Source organism: Natrialba asiatica DSM 12278, from assembly GCF_000337555.1.
GTDB lineage: Archaea > Halobacteriota > Halobacteria > Halobacteriales > Natrialbaceae > Natrialba > Natrialba asiatica.
Genome location: NZ_AOIO01000003.1, coordinates 271,989 through 290,496, shown reverse-complemented (window position 1 = coordinate 290,496; position 18,508 = coordinate 271,989). Strand labels below are relative to the sequence as shown.

Sequence of the window (18,508 nt, the reverse complement as noted above, 5' to 3'; positions counted from 1 at the left end):
ACTGCAACAGTGCTCTTCAACGAGCAGCGGGACGAACGGTACCTGCTCTTTACCCCTCGTCCGAATCGATACTCAGGCTGGTTATCGAGTCTCTGTGGTCTTTTATGAACGTGTGCTTGCCCGTGATTCGAGCGGTTCCGGTTATCGTCGGGACCGTCAGGGTAATTCCTTCCCGTTCTTTCGTTTCGATGATTCGGCCCTCGAACCGCGTTCCGATGACACTCTCATGGATGTACGGTTCGTCAACAGCGAGTCGTCCGCTCTCGTGCAAGAGCGTCATCTTCGCACACGTCCCGGTCCCGCACGGAGAGCGATCCACCTGGCCGCCGCCAAAGATAACGATGCTGCGGTCGGCACCGTCGGAAGACTCGTAGATCTCGGTAATGGAAACGCTATCGGGTTCGCCGGAGAACGGATGCACGATATCGAGTTCATCGTTGACGGCGGCCCGGATTTCGAGGCCCCAGTCGACGAAGTCGTCGGTTCGGGTGGTATCGACCGAGACGCCGAGTTGTTCACCGTCGACGAGCGCGAAGAAGTTCCCGGCGTAGACGATGTCAACCCGGAGCGGCGAATCCAGAAACGAGACGGGGACTGTCGTCGCATCGTAGACGAACGACGTGACGTTCTGGATCGTGACTCGTTCGACGCCTCCCTCGGCGTACCGGGGCGTCGCTTCGACGACGCCTGCCGGCGTCTCCACGCGGATCGTTGGTTCGGCGGACAGGTGTCCTTGTTCGATAAGCGCAGAGACGACGCCGATCGTCCCGTGGCCGCACATGTCCAGGTACCCCTCGCTGTCCATGAAGATTACGCCGAGGTCCGCGGTATCATCGCACGGGTTGACGATGACCGCACCGAACATATCGTCGTGGCCCCGTGGTTCTTTCATCAGTAGTTTGCGAACCCAGTCGTACTCCTCGGCGAACGATTTGCGCTTCGCTCGAACGCTCTCGCCGTCAAGCGGTGATCGGTCGAGGCCATCGAGGAGGATGCGCGTCGGTTCGCCCGCTGTGTGTGTATCGATCGTCGTGAACGACGCGTCCACATGCATGTCGTTGAAATCGTTGTCGGACGTCATTCGTCGATTACCTCCAGTTCCTCGATCTGTTCGTCGGACCAGTCGTAGTACGGGTCGTCGATCTCCCTGAGCGTTCGCACGCACTCGTTGTATCGCTGCCGAGCATCAGACACGTACGGGTTGTTCGGGTTCGTCTGAATCCATTCGCGGAGTTCTTTCAGCGCTTGCGGCGAGTAGCTATCGAGATTTCCCTGCTCTCTGAGCATCGTCAGTTTTCGTCCTTCGGTGCGGAGTGACCTGACGAGGACGACGCTCGCGACGCCGGGGAGTGCGAGTATTGCGAGGAGCATCGTCACCCATGCGACAGTCGAGAGCGCCATCTCAGTCACCCCCCTCCGAGGCGAGTTCTACAGATCCAGTAGACGCCTCTCCGATGATACTCATCATAGCCGTACTCACGACGGTGAGTACAATCATGAATGCGACGCCCAGTATCATCAAGGTCTGATTCTCGGTGCCGATACTCGAGATGACTCCGTATCCAAGGATGAATATCATCACGGCCGGGATGACGTACTTGACGACCGGGTTCCACCATCGACCGACGTAGATGCCGGTATTGCGATTGAGGTCGATAACGCGGGCACATTCAGGGCCGATTTTCCACGCGACGAGCACGATGATCGAGAGCGTCGCCAGCGGGAGGCCGAAGGTGCCGAACATGAAGTCCATTCGATCGAGGAACGACGACGAGTAGGCGCTCGGGAGTCCGAGCAGCCAGATGACTCCACAGACCGCGAGCACCGAGCCGGTTCGCGAGAGAGTCGTTTCTTCGGAGACGGTCGTTACGCCGACCTCGGTGATACCGAGACCGGATGTAAACGTTGCAAAGAAGAACGAAACGAAGAACACGATGGCCCACGCCGCTCCACCGGGCAGTTCCGGGAACACCTCGGCCAGCGAGATGAACAACAAGTTAGACCCTGCGCTTGGTTCGAGTCCGAACGCGAAGACGACGGGGAACGTTGCGAATACCGCCAGGAGACCGATACTCGTGTTTCCGACTGCGGTGAATAGACCACCCCCGAGCGGAACGTCGTCGTACCGCCCGAGATAGCTTCCGTAGGTGAGTGCGATACCCCACCCTAATCCCGTCGAGAACAGTGCTTGACTGAGTGCTGCAACCCACGTGCTTCCGCGAGCGAGCGATTCCCATTCGGGGGTGAAGACGAACGCCAGACCTTCCGTTCCACCGGGGAGGGTGACGCCGCGTATCCCGACCGCGATAAGCGCTATGACCAGGAGCGGGATCATCCATTTTACCACGCGCTCAATACCGCGTCGGATCCCGAAGACGAGAACACCGGCGAGTCCGGCCATGGTCAGCGTGTGCATCCCGATGACGAGCGCGGGGTTGGAAATGAATCCCTCCCAGAACGCCTGCGGCTGGAAGCCCGGTTGGGTAAATGTCAAGAGCAACGAGTGGACAGTGTAGTAGAGTGCCCATGCGATGATCGGCGCGTAGTAGGACATCAGCGCCACGTTGACGATGAGGACGACGAGACCGAGCCCCTGACCGCGCTTACTCTGTAGAACTTGTCTAAACGATCCGATAACGCCGGTGTTCGTGTACCGACCGACCATCGTCTCGGCCATCAGGCCGGGAACGGCGATGACGTACAATAGAAGAATGTACGCGACGAGGAACGCGCCGCCACCGTTCTGCCCCGTCGTAAACGGCATCCGCCAGATGTTTCCCGCTCCGACCATCGCCCCGACCATCGCCATGAGGAAGCCGAATCGGCTTCCCCACTCTTCTCTCGCTGTTCTCGCCTCTGAATTAGTCATGATAACCCTACCCAACCCGTGGTATAGATGGAAGTTATATTACTCCCCTACTATGGTTGGGTTCTTTGATATACACTCTATCGTCTCTCAGTATGAGGGCTGCGATCCACTGGCCCTATTATCAGTAGTGAATCGTCTACCTGGTCCATAATATGTTTATATTCCTATTATTATGGGCGAGAATCGTTTGGTAGGTACTGAACTTAGTACCGGTGGGTATCGATATTGCGAAGAATGATACCTCCTATAGCGAGACGTTTTGTTGCCGGCGAATCTGCGAGCGAGTCACTCGATCACGTGGCCGACCTCAACCGAAACGGTATCGGCGGCATACTGAACGTACTCGGCGAGCACTACCAAACCCGAGACGCCGCGGACGAGGACGTGAGCAAGTATCTGAATCTCATCGCTCAACTCGACAAGACGGAACTCACCGCATCCATCTCGGTCAAACCTTCTCAGATTGGACTCGATGCTGGAGATGCGGTGTTCGAGGACAATCTCGCACGGATACTGAGCATGGCCGATGAAAAGAACGTGTTTGTCTGGGTCGATATGGAAGATTACACGACGACCGACGTAACCCTCGACGCGTACACGCAGTCCGCCTCCAGATACGGGGGTGGCGTTGGACTCTGCGTGCAGGCCAACCTCAAACGGACGGCCGACGATCTCGAACGCCTCGCAGCGGTTCCCGGTAAGGTTCGGCTCGTCAAGGGTGCGTACGATGAGCCGACGGACGTCGCGTACCAACAGAAAAAGCACGTCAACGAAGCGTACAAGAACCACCTCGAGTATATGTTCCAGACGTTCGATAGCGGGATCGCCGTTGGGAGCCACGATCCCGAAATGATCGACTACGCGAAAGAACTTCGAGAGCGGTACAAAACCGACTTCGAGATACAAATGCTGATGGGCGTTCGAACGGACGCCCAACGCGAACTCGCTCGAGAGGGGTACGAGGTCAATCAGTACATTCCCTACGGGAACAAGTGGGCGTCGTACTTTTACAGACGAGTTCGTGAGCGCAAAGAGAACCTGTTGTTTGCAGCCCGAGCCGTCCTTACATCCTGAGATGGGTCGACTCTTCGGTCAGTCGTGACGAACCGTCTCGTCTGGCTGGCCGACCCGTTGCAGACACACCTGATAGTGAGGGCGCATCTGTCGACGACGCACCGAGCGGTCGACCCCGCTTTGGCCGCAGACACATCCGGCTTGATCGCGTGGCACCCGGAAGACGGAGCACCCGCCGATGGAATCAGCGATTTCGTTCCCACCACCGTTCATAGTCGGGGTTGGTTTTATACACCTTCTTTCTAACCCATTTACAGGCTTCGTAATGGCAACTAAATACAGAACGGAAGAGACAACCAGTCTCACGCTCGACATCTGGCACCCAGACTGTTGGACGCTTGAGGTAACAGCACAAGCAGATGCGGATTTAATCGCCCACACGGTATACAAGGCTCCCTCCGCCGATGAATCTCGATCAGCGGAGTCGCTTGTCCGCGGGCATTTCACCGCCTACGCGGACACCATACAAGAAGTCAAAAAACTAGTTGCGGCTGCCGAGCAATCCGAGCATACGCAGTCAGTGATGGAGTTCGAGCGCTGCCACGACTTTACCGGGAGAGCGACAAACTACGGGAACGCGTCGTGTGAACTTTTCGTTGAGTACGATCACCGGAACACGATGAGCGACGCGTTGCTTTCACACGGGTTCATCCACGACGCTCCGGTCCGCGTTCGTGACGGCCGTGAATACTGGCCCGTCGTCGCCACGGGGGATCGAGAAGATCTCAATGCACGTCTCGACTCGCTTCGCGAAGAGAAAGATGCAGACATTTCCGTCCGCAGAGTGGTGTCGTCGAACCGCAGTCACTCTCAGCCGAACCAAGAGACGCTTTCAGAACGTCAGCGCGAGGTATTTGAACTCGCCCGTACCCACGATTACTACTCTTGGCCTCGGGGGATCACCACGAAAGAACTCGCGAAAAAAGCTGATATCTCGAAGACGACACTGTTGGAACATCTCCGAAAAGCGGAGGCGAAGCTGCTGGACCAAGAGTGATAGGCGGTCGGATACTGATCTGAACTCGATACGATCTGCTTTCTCGCTTGACGGCTCTCGTATTCGGTCGATCGAGTGGAGTGCATTGTGCACCCACGAGTTCACCCCGTTACTTGCTCATGAGGGTAGATCCACTGCAGTAGTCTCGAACTTGAGATCTCTATTTCAGACTCGCTGAAAACCGTATCGTCTACGCTGAAATATCACAATCGAAACCAGAACTGCCGCTAGTAGGGGTCTCGGAGGTTTACGGTGGTTCCGGGACCCCTATCGGTGTGTGCTGTTGCTGTTCGTTCGCAGTCGTTGCACGCCGTGGCTTCGGATGTGACAGCAGAGAGGCCACAGCCGGGGAGTGGTTGACGATCAGTGAGGAAATCGGCGTACAGGGTCCTCAGATCTCCCAAGATCTTTCCTGATCGACCGCCGCCACTTCAGTGACAACCTCGGGGTCTACGACGGGTCGAAGGCACTCTCCGCGGTCGCGATTCGGGAACCCATGCCCGCCAGAGCGTAGACTGGACGGGATGCCTCGAAGTCGAGCCGCATGCAGAGGAACGGCTTCCGTTTGAGGGGCTTCCAAAGCGCCGTCTCGTTCTTCCAGCTCTTCACGTATCGCAGAACGTGGGCACGGAAGACAGCGTTCTAGGACATCGGATCTCCCTGTTCGTGGTCGTAGGTGTCGTAGAAGCGAAGGTAGTAGGCGGGGGACTTCGGTGACGAAGTCTTCCGGAGTGACTGAGCGGTCGTACCGGTGTCCTTAGTGACGTGCAAGAGACAGGGCGCTTATCCGCTACCAAGGTAGCGGTTCGTCGATTAGACTGAACTTCGTTCGGTTTCGATGTACTTGACGTACGTCTCCGCGACTTTTTGAATAATCGTTTCACCAGCCTCGACAGTCGCCTCGTTCGGATTCCCGAGCACGCCGTTTTCGGTGATCGATCTAAATCCTTCGCTGAGGAGACGGGCGGGCGAAATATCGCCTTCAGGACCGCGTTCGATCTGATCCATCCTGACGAGACCCTCGTCGATTGCCAATACCATCGCCGTTTCGGCTGCTCCGGCGTGAATCACGTCTTGGTCGTACTCGACACCTGCCTCGCTGAGCCCCGCGTTCAGTAACTGCATGTGTTCGTCGAGGTCGGCAAGGGGGATTACGGTGGCATCAATCTCTCGGGCGACATCGGGTGCGACGGTCTTCACGGGGCCGAAATTCCCTCCATGAGTCGGTACAAGTACTATGTACTCGAAACCATGTTTATCGAGGGACCGGCAGTACGATCGAATTACGTCCATCAGTATTTCGGGTCGGACAGTAATCGTACCGGGAAACTCCATGTGATGACCCGAACACCCGGGGCGAATCGTCGGGGCAGCGAGCGCATCTCCTAGCTCCGACGCGATCCGACGAGAGAGTTCGTCGCCGTCTAGTGTATCCATATTCAACGGCAGGTGTGGACCGTGCTGTTCAATCGACCCGACAGCCACGATCGCTGTGCGTGTGCCGGCTTCGAGGGCTGATTCGACCTCTGGCCAAACCATCTCCTCAAGGAGTACTGACCTGCGAGAAGACATGCATTCGACCCTTTACTACTAGACTTAAAACCTTTTCAGGGTGGGGCTGTGATCGTTCGTTGATTTATCGGGCCCTTTGCTGAATACATCCTCTATATCTTGCACGCCGTTTGCATCAAGTGACAGAGAAATCAACCGACCATGATACGCGTCTACCCTAATTGACCGGACAGTGGCTACGGCTTCGTGAATAGAGTCGCCGTATTCACGACGACTGATATCGCGGACAAAATCGAGACGGCAGAGACAACGCTACGGCGTACGGAGCAGATCCGCGGCAACTGATCCTTCTCGCCGTTCTGAGAAAAGCGGGCTATTCACTCGTGGACAAGGGTGTGCGAGACACTCAGTCCGGAGAGTGGTCGCGGCGGATCCATGCGTTATTCCCCATCTTCGCAACATCACATTCTTCGCATGCTTATAAACCTACAAATGAAACTAGGAAATTCACGAGCTGGTGACTCCAAATCCGGTGCGAAAATCGGACGAGANCACATTCTTCGCATGCTTATAAACCTACAAATGAAACTAGGAAATTCACGAGCTGGTGACTCCAAATCCGGTGCGAAAATCGGACGAGATCGAATTAGCAACTACGAATCATTCACCAATGCGACAATTAGCACGAAAATACGCAAAAATGAATAGAGCAGCTGCTACTGAATCAGTGAACCCAGAGGGAGAAAAGCGTTACGCAAATTCCCGTAGGAAATCGCCCAACGCTCGCACGAACGTCTTCGCCGTGATCACTGGCGGCGACCGGATCGGCTCGTCAAGTGCGACCTTAATTAGATAGTCTGTGAGCCGCCACAGGTTATAGATCAGCGTCGACAGCGCGAAGTTACACAGTCGAAGCCGGTAGTCCGTCGACGATGTCTTCGGCATGAAATCCTTGATCGACTTGTACTGGTTCTCGATATCCCAGCGACGACTGTACCCGTTCACGACACTCGTGATCTCTTCCGGTTCAACGCGGTCCTGGTTCGTTACGAACACCGCATACTTCCCCTCGGCATCGTCACTCGTACTCGGCGCGTACAAGAATTCGGNTTCCGGTTCAACGCGGTCCTGGTTCGTTACGAACACCGCATACTTCCCCTCGGCATCGTCACTCGTACTCGGCGCGTACAAGAATTCGGCCTCGTGATGTACCTCGCCATCGAGTCCAAATGGAACGTCGTGCTTGACAGCTGCGTCTGCCGTCGGATGTTCCTGAATATCCTGAATTGTCGCCAAATCATCCTCATACGTCGGCACTGGAGAGAGGTATGTGAGCCCGCGCTCGTGAACATCTGCGTACACGCGATTGACGTAGAATCCACGGTCGAACATCACCATGTCCAGATCAACGAACTGCTCCGCCCGGTCGAGCAATCGGCTCACCAGGTCAGCCTTTGAGTACGACGGCGAGTCCTCACGCTCCCACGCAGAGTCCTCTTTGACCGGCTCAATGCCGAGGGCGATCGGCGCGTGGTCACCGACTAGGGTGATGGTGGCGTACTTGTAGCCGTGTTTGTACTCGCCGTCTTTCTTGTACCCACTCACCATCTTCGGGTAGTCTGGCTTCGCGATGCCTGCTTCCTTGTCCTCCCACGGCCAGACGTGGAATTGCTCGTGCGTGATGTCGATGGCTGCAATCTTCTTACGGGAGTCGAAGGGGTCCTCGCCACGAATTGAGTTGATGATGTTTTCCGTCGCGGCGTTGAACGCCGTCATAATAGCGTCCCGAATCTGGTCGATCTCGGGCATCAAATCATCGTCCTCGAAATCTTCGAACGTGAGCTGCCCGTCGGAGTCTTCGGGTGTCGCGATTTTCTTGATCGCCCGCAGGAATGTCGAGTCGTCACAGATGAGTTCGTCGTCGGTGAGCCAGCCGTACTCGGCTTCTGAGTGGGCACTACCGTTGTTCGCGCAGATACTCGCAAACATATCCAGCATCACCTCGTCGGAGTATGTTTTGTGGGCTGCTCGGTGCGTGTCGAACTCAGGGATGACGTGTTTGCGGGCAAGCGTCAGCGTCTTCTGGGCCTTCTCCTTCTTGTACTCATTCGCGCTTTGTGATTCTTCCTCGGTTTCGGCTGGGACTGACGGAACAAGACCTTCCGTGAGGACGTCGTTGTCGAGAGCAACTTGCCGGACGCCAGCAACCGTCTGATTGAGGACTTCCTGGGTATCCTCGCTGAACTGCGCGTGCGTGTACGAGAGCTGTTGCTGGGTCGGCGTATTCGAGAGATCGGTGATATCGAGGTGGAAGCTCTTGACTAAGCTCGGCTCCCGGCCAAGGCGTTGCGCTAATTCGTTCTGTGAGATACCCCGAATTCCTTTGAACAGGAGCGTGCGGAACATCTCGTCAGTTCCAAAGGTCACGCAGTTCTGATCACGGGCATCCTCGAGTTCGTCGACAGGAATCGAGAGTTGCCGAATAACATCCCAGAGATGGTCCTCCCGCTCACAGAGAGTCTCCGCGTGAACCACGATTGATTCAGCGACACCCGAAGGAGTAGTTGAGATAACTCTACCTCCGGGGTGAGTCGCCAGCCTGGTGGCGCAAGTTCCACCAGACGTTATTGTGATTCTGTGAAGGGTACATCAGAAGAAGACAGTATTATCGGTATGATTTAGAGCGCAGTATTAGTACAAAGGTGAGTTCAGCCATCTACTTAGAGCATATTTCTGCGAGGATATGAAGGGGTATGGACGCTGTACCCTATGAATTGGTTGGGATCGAAAATCGGTACGAAGGCAGAATCGATATGAAATATAATATAGTTTGATTTATACCTATAGCTGGAATAGAGAGAGTACGATGGGACGAGACGAGTTGGAGCAGTTCCTCCGGAAGAAAGGTGCGGCTGAACTCATCACGGAGATCGGACGGGGAACAGCGACATTCAAAGTGCTCGTTGATGCAGTTTCAATCAGTTCCTCGACGGTTTCCGCACGACTCTCCGAAGGCGTTGAGAAAGACGTGTACGAGGTTGCTCATGCACCAACAGAACACGGGACAGAAAAGCGGTACGGGCTCACGATCCTTGGACGTCGAGTGTACGACTGGGCGGAGAATACAGAATACGTGCGGAAGGTCCGCGATCTCCGCCGCGCTCGCCACAAACGGGATACGGCGTTTGAGCAGATGATCGGACGGGTCACTCGAGATATGGAGATCCTCAAGATGGTGAAGGACTCGGACCCACAGCAGGATCTTCCACCCGAGATGCCAGAGGGAGCCTCCATCGTGCCTAAAGAACAATCAGAGGAGGAACTGAGAGAGGCTCGAGATAGACGCTTGGAAGAGAGCCTCCAACCGATCGAAGAGGTTGAAGCAGACGCTGGAACAGAAGAGTAGTAGTAATTAGTGATACCGGTTCTTTAGAGGTCTCCGAATATCGATTCAACGCTCTTCAGAAGCAGATTGTTGGTCGGGTAGAGCTGTCGCTGTAGAAGCGCAGTGGGCAAGGGTGACACGTTCACGTCACCCGATATGTTGAGTTTACCCAGAGGTTAGCTGAGCCACTAGTGCGACGGTGGCTCTCGCCGCATCGAGGTGTCTCAAAGGACAAACTAACAGTGTATCTCAGGCCCTTCCAGCTCCGACAACAAATCCTTCGTAAATCGGGTCAGGAAGCGCTCAAACAAATCGTTTGAGCAGCTCTCTGATTCACCAACAACGTGCTTCACAAGAGCGAACTATTTTAGCAACGTCAACGTAGGAGTTGCCGACAGTTGGTTTATATTGTTCAGTTTTGCATAGAATCCACGTATCTGAACATTACCCTGCAGCGTACCCATGAACTCTTGAACTCCGTAGTCACACATAGTATATCGATAACTACCAATATATTCGGAGTGATTCAAAAAGAATTTATGGTATTGAATTGACTCATAGATATGACAGCGATCGATGTGAATGGGCTTCACAAAGAATTTGACGGCGGGGTGGTCGCCGTTGACGACCTCAGTTTCAGCATTGAATCTGGAGAGATTTTTGGCTTTCTCGGCCCCAACGGTGCTGGCAAGTCAACGACAATCAATATCCTCCTTGGATACGCCTCTCCGACCGCTGGTCGCGCCACCGTTCTGGGGCAGGATGTCAGTACGAATTTTACACAAACTCGCAAACGCATCGGCATCCTTCCAGAGGGGTATAGCCTGTACGACCGACTGACTGCCCGCGAGCACATCCAATGGGTGATTCGAACAAAAGATGCAGCTGACGATCCCGACGCGATCCTCGAGCGAGTTGGGATCGCCGACGCGGCGGATCGTCGCGTCGGTGGGTTTTCGAAGGGAATGGGCCAACGGCTCACATTTGGGATGGCTCTCGTTGGTGATCCCGACCTCCTGATTCTTGATGAACCGTCGTCGGGGCTCGATCCGACGGGCATTCAGGAGATGCGAGAGACGATCCGCGAACTGGCCGCCGACGGTACCACGGTATTCTTTTCGAGCCACGTCCTTTCCGAGGTCGAAGCGGTCTGTGATCGCGTCGGGATCATGTCCGAGGGACAGCTGGTCGCGCTCGACGAAATCGACGCACTTCGTGCGCAAATCGACGGGTCGATGCGAATTACGCTGACGCTCGAATCGGTACCTGATTCGCTCGAACTCGAACGACTGAATGGCGTCGAGACGGTGACAGTCGATGGGAATACAGTCACCGTCAGTTGCCGGAATAATGCCGACAAGCTCGATGTGATCAACCACGTCGACGAACGAGCGACGGTTACCAATGTCGTCTCCGAAGAGTCCTCGATGGAAGATCTCTTCAACAGATACACGGAAGCGTCCCACTCTGAAACCGACCAGCAGGTAGGGGAGGTTTCACAATGAGCGTCTCAGACGTTATCTGGAAGGATTTCCTGAACGTCCGCCGCTCGAAAGGAATCTGGATCGGTCTCTCCATCTATGCAGTACTTGCTGGACTGTTCTTATTCGCTCAACGGAGCCGATTGCGCTATTACGAGTCAGCTCAAGAGGGGGCGGTTGCTACCCTCTCACAGGTCGCCTCGATTGGATCATTTCTCGTCCCGATCGTTGCGTTCGTCGCTGCGTATCTTGCCATTGCTGGCGAACGCGAAACGGGAAGTGCCAAACTGGAACTCGGCTTGCCGAATACGCGTCGAGATGTTATTCTCGGGAAATTCGTCAGTCGGAGCCTCGTCGTAGCGCTCAGTATCGTCATCGCGTACGCCGTTGCTGCGACCTGTCTTTTCGCTCTGTACCCTGTCTTTCCCGCTCAGACCTTCCTCGCGCTGTTTGGTATTATGTCACTCTATGCTATCGCCTACACCGCGATTGCCATCGGCATTTCCGCGTCAGTCGCCAGTAAAGCTCGTGCGGCGGCAGTCGGCTTTGGTGTGTATTTCGTCTTGAACGTCGTCCTCTTAGTCACCACGCCAGGTACCATCGCCCGTCGGATTCTCGTCGGCATTGTCGGACTCGATGAAACGCCGGACATCTATAATTTCATCTCACAACTTGTACCGAGCCAAAGCGTACTACAGGCGGTACAGAGACTTACCGGTAACAGCGTGACGGGTGGTGAATTGGCCTCGAGCACACCGTTTTATCTCCAGCCGGAATTCGTGCTCGTGATTCTGTGTCTTTGGATTGTGTTCCCCGTCGTAGTCGGGTACTATCGGTTCAGCCGAGCCGACGTGAGTTAACCGATGCCGGATGACAACTGCTGACAACTACTATAGTAACTGTTAGAATTTTCCGCCCATTGATTGTTGGTGCCTCTAATGGATCATCTCGACGAGACCTACGATGTCGAGTACTTAATCCCGAGTTGCCGGCGGTTGCTCAAAGAAGCGGGATTAAGCTATCAAAAACCACGCCGCACAGCCGCTGAAGTTGAGGGTAACGAACAAGAAACGTTCCGCGACGAACTCAAAAATGCGGCGGGAGATAGACGCCACAGTAGTCTGTATTGATCAAACCAGGAAATCCGTGCGAGTTGAGCCGCGTGCCGCGTGGTTTCCGCGCGGCACGCGGTCGGCCTTCGAATTGTCTGGGAAACGTGACTGGACGTGTCTGTTGGGTGCGGTCACCGAGGGCGGTGATCGCTTTTTCTCTTGATTCGAAGAGGACGTGACCGCCGAATATGCGAAACATTTCATTCTCGAATTATGCAACGAATTCGAAGATAACTTGATCGTCGTGTTGGATAGAGTGCCGTATTTCCAGGCGTCGGTCGTCACGTTACTAGCGTATTCACCAGAACTCAATCCAGTCGAAGAGTGCTGGAGACAGCTCCAATCAGCACTTAGCAACCGATTCTTCGACTCACTTTCTGAGGTCACAACAGCGATCGATACCGCTCTTGATCAACTCTCTATCCCCAAAATGAGCAATCATTTCTAACATCTATTATAGCACTCGACGACTCTACCGGATGAATTTAGGCGTCTAAACAAGACCGGTTCGAAGTCAAGCTAGACAGTCTTTCTGAACAAGTCAAGAGAAACCTGCTTGCGTCTCAAACGATCTCAATAAACAATGCCAATGAACAAGCTATTCTTTCTTTTAGTTAGTGGGAGTATCAGTTGATAGAAGATCGAAATTGCCGTCCTCGTCTCCTCGCGATTCGATTGAAGCTTCTCCTCCTCTTGTAACACCAAAGACCTCAGCTTCGTAGTTAGCTGAAAGAGTGGCAGTAAAGGATGTCGTACTCCTTTCGATTACGTCTTCTGTTTTCCCATCGAATGTAGCTGAGGGTCCAGGTAATTCGTAATCAAGTTCCTGTGATACATTTATATACACACTCAGTACCTCACAACGCATCCGAAGCTAACTGACGCTGCATCGTAAGTTACCGACGAACCAAAGATGGATTTGTGCTCTGAAGATCCATTCCTACGCTGAGAGACGAGAAGCCGTCGCAGTCGCTGGCGATCAGCCGCCGACGCGACGGCGTTGTCACTGGTCGGGAAGGCGTACTCGGTCACCGGCTACCGGTGGGAACGGTAATCTGGTGGCTGATTTGTGGGGACGGCCCGACGCACCTCGAGGGCCGTCCATGCTGCCCGAGTCGCCATGACAACGAACTCCTCGAAGGGCCATCACCAGAGGCGACGCCCGTCGGGGCGGGGCGTCGCCACATATTCCCAATGCAAGTACCGCCAGACGTTTTGGATCAGGAGACTGAGCACAACAAACAAGAGCCGTCTCGCAGGATCTTGGGTTGTCGTCGAGATCAGTGTTGACTCCGGGAGGCGGTAGCTGGCTTCGATCCCGAAGCGTTTGCCGTAGTGGGATCGAGCCTGTCGCGGCTCGTCGATGAACTCTGCGTAGTACTCATACTAATCGACAGAATCCGATAGCTGCTGTTCTGCTTTCTCACAAGGAGCAATACGGAGAGTTGCCTATACACCGAGTTTCGATCTCTAAGCTACAACAAGTATTGGAAAATTGGTGGTTTGTAGAAACCCAAACGCAGAATTTCTGGCAACATCCCTTTCCAGAATCTGTATAGCGATATTGTGTTTATACATACCGGTCCGCTAACAGCTCATTATTCGAAGCAGTGTCAGTCTCACAGCTGATCTCGGGTTTCGTGACGCTCTGGACGCCGATTTCGAAACCGAGAATCACGTTGACGGATCGATACCTTCTTTCGGTTTAGATAGAAGTCACGGACAGGGAGAGTTCGAGGCCGACGTGATCGGTCAGGTAGTTCGGGACGTTACCCTCGTCGTCGGCGTAGAACTGTTCTGGCGGTGCGAGTTCACGCCAGAACACGCGGCGGTCGATGCCGTCGACGCGTGCTTCGAACTCGTGCTCGGCGGTTGGCTCTTCGATGAAGACGTAATCGATCCGCTCGCCTGCATCGTCTTGTGGACAGTACGCCGGCGGTGCGGTAGTCGGATCGAAGGCGCACCCGTTGCTGATCGCGTCGTCGTTCGTGCCGCCCGATCCGGTTCCGTGCTCGAGCCACGCGTCGGCGACGCCCGCGGTCGTCGCGAAGTCATCGAGCGCCCCGGCCGCTTCGCCATCGGGTGCGATATTGAAATCGCCCGCCACGACGGTCACGTTTTCCGGACTGGTCTGTGCGGCGACGAACGCGCTCAGTTCGTCCAGTTGTTGGCGTCGAAGTTCGGGGATGTCCTCGTCGCCGCCGCTGGCCCACGGGAGCAGCGATCCGGTCACGAGGTGCGTCGTAAAGAGGTCTATGTTCCCGACGCCAACGTCCAATTCGACGTAGTGGGCTCCCTTGCCGACGTGCGCGTCGACGTACGTGAGGTTCCCGTCCGGTTCCGCATCGTATTCGAGCCTCGCCTGATCGGTCACGGAAACGCCGGATACCAGGTCGAGCAGTCCCGCGCCCTTCTCGCCACCGTCCGGTTCGGGTCCCGGAATCGCCGTCCCGGTTCCGGCGGCAGCGGCGTACTCGGTTTCGACCGTCTCCTGTTCGTCGTTGAACACCTCGCAGAGCCCGACGATGTCGTACCCCTCCGCACCGAGCCGGTGGCCGAGTTCGACTGCGCGTTCCTGATACTGGGGTTTCGCCGCAATATTGGACGGAGCCCCCAGAACGCCCTCAATTCCATCGGTGAGCCACGAGTTCACCCAGAGGAATCGGTACGATTCGGACGCTGCTCGAACGGATTTCGTCGCTCCCGGGACGCCGAGGACGAGACTTCCGAACCCGGCCACACCGGCTTGCAGTGCTGTTCGCCGTCGGATCGTCGACTGTGACTGATCGGTCATGGTCGCGGGTTCGTATACAGAACGAGAACGTATATTAGATGCTATTGGTAATATATTGTAGTAACTACTGGTACATAGGATATTTATCGGCTACGAGCTTCGGCGGAGAAGCGGAATGAGACGCTATCGCGTTATTTCTTCGATGGCACCGGCGGTTCCAATCCTTTTCGCCTCTCGCTTTCGGCCCGACTGCGGGTCGACAAAAATCAACCTATATTGTATAGGGGAAACGTAGGTTGTATTAGTGTGGAACACTATGGTGGTCTCGTGAACGTTCGAACGAGACGACAACCGAACGGAGGGAGGCGATGAGTTCCGGGACGGACGACGACGCCGGTACCGACACCGCCACCGATGCCAACGCCGACACTGACGCCGACGCTGGCGGCGGACACTGTTCGACGCCGGACAGCGACGGCGAAGTCGCCGAAGAGATCGCGATCATCTCCTTCGAGCGCAAACTCGAGACGGCCGAATCGATTCAGGCTGAACTCGCGGATCGGTACGAGACGATCGAGATCATCGAGTACCACGGCGACGTCTTCGAGGAGCACTGGGGCGAGTTCGATTGTTTTATCGGGCTGATGGCCTCGGGAATCGCGATGCGGAAGACGGCGCACTTGCTCGACGACAAGTGGGACGATCCCGCGATCTGCGTCGTCGACGAGGAGTTGACCTGGGCGATCCCGATCACGGGCGGCCACCACGGTGCGAATCAGGTCGCACAGGATCTGGCGTCCATGGGTGCCGTGCCGGCGATGACCACCGCGTCCGAGGCCGCCGGCAAGCAGGGCGTCGAGTCCCGCGCGAAGGCGATGGATACCCACGTCGTCAACGGCGATTCGACCGTCCAGACGAACCTCGCGGTACTCGATGACAATCTCGGTCCCGTCGCGCGACTCGAGGGACCGAGCGCCGTGCTGGTCGGCGACGACGTGACCGTTCTCAAGCGGAACAAAGACGACGGCGTCGTCCTCGGTACCGGCAGCGTCTCGGGCGCGGATACGGCGGCGTTCCTCGAAGCCTGGGAGGACGCCCTCGATCGGACCGACTACGACCTCGCCGATGTCGAGTTCATCGGCACCGCCACGCGGAAGGCGGACGAAGAAGGGCTGCTGGAGGCGGCCCAGGAACTCGACCTCGGCGTCGTCACCTTCGAGAAGGAAACGCTGCTCGACCACGAGGGGCCGACCCCCTCGAAATCGAAGGAACTGATCGGCTGGCCGGGTGTTTCTGAAGCGAGCGCGATCGCTGGCGGGGCGGCCCAGGAACTCGTTCTCGAGAAGGTGAGCTACGAGAACGAGGTCACGGTGGCGATCGGCCGATGAGTGCCGAGAACGCTCACAGCTCCGAGACCGACGGCGAGGCGGGGACGCCCGCCGATCACGGCACGCTCCACGTCGTCGGTATCGGCCCGGGCCTGCCGGCGCACATGACGGCGAAGGCAAAGCGGGTTATCGAGTCCGCCGACGTGGTCATCGCATCGAGTCTCTACCAGGAGTTCCTTCGGGACGACGGGACGCTTCCGCCGGCGGATGCGGCGGACGAGGACGGGATCGCCGTGCGCGAGGACGGCACCGAACAGGAGATCGTTCGCTCGACGATGGGTCGACAGATCGAACTCGCCCGCGCGGCGTTCGAGTACGTCCGCGAGGGCAAAGACGTCGCCCACGTTTCGGGCGGCGATCCGTCAGTCTACGGCAAGTCGGACCTGCTTTTCAAGATGGCCGACGAGGACGACGCGACGGACGTTCCCATCGAAATCGTTCCCGGCCTCACCGCGGCGTTAGGCGGGGCGGCGAACGTCGGCGCACCCCTGTGTAACGACTTCTGTACGGTCTCGCTCTCGGACAAGTGGCGCGGCTGGGACGAGATCGAGGAGAAGTTGCGGGCGGCCGCGATCAGCGACTTCGTGATCGTCCTCTACAACTGCTGGCGAAACTACGAGCAGGCTGTCGAGATCGTTCGCGAGGAGCGCACCGACGACGCGTTCGTCGCGATCGTCAACGACGCGGGCCGCGCCGACGCCGGCCGAAACGGCGAGAGCGAGTTCATCACGACGCTCGGCGAAGCCGCCGACCACGACGAGAAGGTCTCGGGAATGGGAACTTCGCTGATTATCGGCAACCACGAGACCGAGACCTGGCGTAACGACGACCGAACGTATCTCGTCACCCCGCGCGGCGGGCGTGACGTGGAGGATTTCTGATCGATACCAATGAGTTCAGAGACGAACGCGGACGCTGCGGAGGAATCGACATCGAAGTGCGGCGGCGCGACCGAGACGGAACCCGCCTCGAGTTCGACGAGTTCGTCGTCGGGATCGTCGTGCGGTGCGTCGAGCGACGAGACGTCATCGAGCGATTCGGCGTGTGGTGCATCGGGTTCGACTTCGACTTCGAGTTCGTCGTCGGAATCGTCGTGCGGTGCGTCGAGCGACGACGGCTCTACCGAACAGGAAGTGGGGGCGACGATCGAGGACTTCGACGCCGAGCCCGGCCAACTGACGGCCGTCGGCCTCGGTCCCGGTCAGCCGGAGGGAATGACCGAACGCGCGAAGACGGCGCTGCTCGAGGCCGAGCACATCGTCGGGTACACGACCTACATCGACCTCATCCCGGACGAGATCACCGCCGCGGCCGACGAACTCTACGACACGCCGATGTGCGGCGAAGTTTCGCGGACGGAAGAGGCGATCGACCGCGCGCTGGCGGGCAACGACGTGGCGATCGTCGGCAGCGGCGATCCGAACGTCTACGCGCTGGCCGGGCTGGCGCTCGAGATTCTGGAGTCGAAGGGCTCGACCGCCTCGATGGTCGAGTTCGACGTGGTTCCGGGCGTTCCCGCGGCCCAGTCCTGCGCGGCCCGACTGGGTGCGCCGCTGGTGAACGACACGGTGTCGGTGTCGCTGTCGGATCACCTCGTGCCGATGCCCGAGATCGAGTCGCGCCTCCACGCGGTCGCGAGCGAGAATTTCACGATCACGATCTACAACCCCTGGAGCCGCAAGCGCCGCGAGAACTTCCAAAAGTGCTGTGAAATTCTGCTGACCCACCGCGATCCCGAGACGCCGGTCGGCATCGTCCACGGTGCCGGCCGCGAGGACGAGCAGGTGATGATCACCGACCTCGCCGAACTCGAGGATCTGGGCGAAAGCGAGATCGTCGATATGACGACGACGATCGTCGTCGGGACCGAAGACACCTACGTCTGGGACGACCGGATGGTCACCCCGCGCGGGTACGAGACGAAGTACGACTACTGAGCGGTGCGGTTCGATTCAA

The 18,508-nt window shown here is 56.8% G+C and carries 14 protein-coding genes and 4 pseudogenes; 10 read left to right on the top strand and 8 right to left on the bottom strand.

All coding sequences use genetic code 11. The annotated features are described in order from the left end of the window. Window positions 1-49: 49 nt before the first annotated feature. Genes C481_RS01220 through C481_RS01210 form a run of 3 tightly spaced genes read right to left on the bottom strand, consistent with a single transcriptional unit; the run spans window position 50 to window position 2,869 of the window. Entirely contained in the window at window positions 50-1,081 is a 1,032-nt protein-coding gene (locus C481_RS01220; protein WP_006106937.1) for a proline racemase family protein, read from the bottom strand. Beyond that, window positions 1,078-1,401 (bottom strand): hypothetical protein, encoded by a 324-nt coding sequence (locus tag C481_RS01215; protein ID WP_049904294.1) that lies wholly within the window; start codon window positions 1,399-1,401, stop codon window positions 1,078-1,080. The genes C481_RS01220 and C481_RS01215 overlap by 4 nt, the downstream gene beginning before the upstream one ends. Before the next feature lies 1 nt (window position 1,402). Continuing rightward, the gene (locus tag C481_RS01210; RefSeq protein ID WP_083860865.1) at window positions 1,403-2,869 is read right to left on the bottom strand and encodes a sodium-dependent transporter; all 1,467 of its coding nucleotides are present in this window, start codon (window positions 2,867-2,869) and stop codon (window positions 1,403-1,405) included. Window positions 2,870-3,103: 234 nt separating this feature from the next. Between C481_RS01210 and C481_RS01205 the strand changes: the two genes are divergently transcribed. Together C481_RS01205 and C481_RS22510 are read left to right on the top strand one after the other, a co-directional pair. Continuing rightward, the gene (locus C481_RS01205) at window positions 3,104-3,943 is read left to right on the top strand and encodes a proline dehydrogenase family protein (RefSeq protein WP_049904293.1); all 840 of its coding nucleotides are present in this window, start codon (window positions 3,104-3,106) and stop codon (window positions 3,941-3,943) included. Between the two features lie 265 nt (window positions 3,944-4,208). After that, window positions 4,209-4,940 carry a helix-turn-helix domain-containing protein gene (locus C481_RS22510; protein WP_394295596.1) on the top strand — a complete coding sequence of 244 codons (732 nt, stop codon included), beginning with the start codon at window positions 4,209-4,211 and terminating at the stop codon, window positions 4,938-4,940. A 494-nt stretch (window positions 4,941-5,434) separates the two neighbouring features. Here the strand turns inward: C481_RS22510 and C481_RS22505 are convergent. The 3 genes and pseudogenes from C481_RS22505 to C481_RS01190 form a co-directional block, all read right to left on the bottom strand. Then, a pseudogene (locus C481_RS22505) lies at window positions 5,435-5,691 on the bottom strand (ISNCY family transposase); the annotation flags it as partial. A 62-nt stretch (window positions 5,692-5,753) separates the two neighbouring features. Beyond that, complete coding sequence (locus tag C481_RS01195; protein WP_049904292.1) at window positions 5,754-6,512, bottom strand: creatininase family protein; 759 nt, start codon at window positions 6,510-6,512, stop codon at window positions 5,754-5,756. 690 nt (window positions 6,513-7,202) lie between these two features. Continuing rightward, complete coding sequence (locus tag C481_RS01190) at window positions 7,203-9,023, bottom strand: transposase (RefSeq protein ID WP_049904290.1); 1,821 nt, start codon at window positions 9,021-9,023, stop codon at window positions 7,203-7,205. A gap of 295 nt (window positions 9,024-9,318) precedes the next feature. Between C481_RS01190 and C481_RS01185 the strand changes: the two genes are divergently transcribed. The 5 genes and pseudogenes from C481_RS01185 to C481_RS01170 all read left to right on the top strand — a co-directional run. Then, the gene (locus C481_RS01185) at window positions 9,319-9,858 is read left to right on the top strand and encodes a hypothetical protein (RefSeq protein ID WP_006106923.1); all 540 of its coding nucleotides are present in this window, start codon (window positions 9,319-9,321) and stop codon (window positions 9,856-9,858) included. A gap of 167 nt (window positions 9,859-10,025) precedes the next feature. Continuing rightward, window positions 10,026-10,157 (top strand): annotated as a pseudogene (locus C481_RS21515) (IS1595 family transposase); the annotation flags it as partial. Window positions 10,158-10,400: 243 nt separating this feature from the next. Then, the gene (locus C481_RS01180; RefSeq protein ID WP_006106922.1) at window positions 10,401-11,342 is read left to right on the top strand and encodes an ABC transporter ATP-binding protein; all 942 of its coding nucleotides are present in this window, start codon (window positions 10,401-10,403) and stop codon (window positions 11,340-11,342) included. Continuing rightward, on the top strand, window positions 11,339-12,178 hold the full coding sequence (locus tag C481_RS01175) for an ABC transporter permease subunit (protein ID WP_006106921.1): 840 nt from the start codon (window positions 11,339-11,341) through the stop codon (window positions 12,176-12,178). Before C481_RS01180 ends, C481_RS01175 begins: the two co-directional genes overlap by 4 nt. 81 nt (window positions 12,179-12,259) lie before the next feature. Further along, window positions 12,260-12,878 (top strand): annotated as a pseudogene (locus tag C481_RS01170) (IS630 family transposase); the annotation flags it as partial. A gap of 587 nt (window positions 12,879-13,465) precedes the next feature. Here the strand turns inward: C481_RS01170 and C481_RS20940 are convergent. Further along, window positions 13,466-13,816, bottom strand: a pseudogene (locus tag C481_RS20940) (ISH3 family transposase); the annotation flags it as partial. A gap of 319 nt (window positions 13,817-14,135) precedes the next feature. Then, the gene (locus C481_RS01165; protein ID WP_006106917.1) at window positions 14,136-15,224 is read right to left on the bottom strand and encodes an endonuclease/exonuclease/phosphatase family protein; all 1,089 of its coding nucleotides are present in this window, start codon (window positions 15,222-15,224) and stop codon (window positions 14,136-14,138) included. A gap of 308 nt (window positions 15,225-15,532) precedes the next feature. On the opposite strand from C481_RS01165, the gene cbiG reads away from it, so the two are divergent. The 3 genes from cbiG to cobJ are packed head-to-tail and all read left to right on the top strand — an operon-like array spanning window position 15,533 to window position 18,489. Next, window positions 15,533-16,552, top strand: a complete 1,020-nt coding sequence (gene cbiG / locus C481_RS01160; RefSeq protein WP_006106915.1) for a cobalt-precorrin 5A hydrolase — start codon at window positions 15,533-15,535, stop codon at window positions 16,550-16,552. Continuing rightward, complete coding sequence (locus tag C481_RS01155; RefSeq protein ID WP_006106914.1) at window positions 16,549-17,433, top strand: precorrin-3B C(17)-methyltransferase; 885 nt, start codon at window positions 16,549-16,551, stop codon at window positions 17,431-17,433. The genes cbiG and C481_RS01155 overlap by 4 nt, the downstream gene beginning before the upstream one ends. 9 nt (window positions 17,434-17,442) lie before the next feature. Next, window positions 17,443-18,489, top strand: coding sequence for a precorrin-3B C(17)-methyltransferase (cobJ, locus tag C481_RS01150; RefSeq protein WP_006106912.1), 1,047 nt, complete (start codon window positions 17,443-17,445; stop codon window positions 18,487-18,489). The last annotated feature ends 19 nt before the right edge of the window (window positions 18,490-18,508 follow it).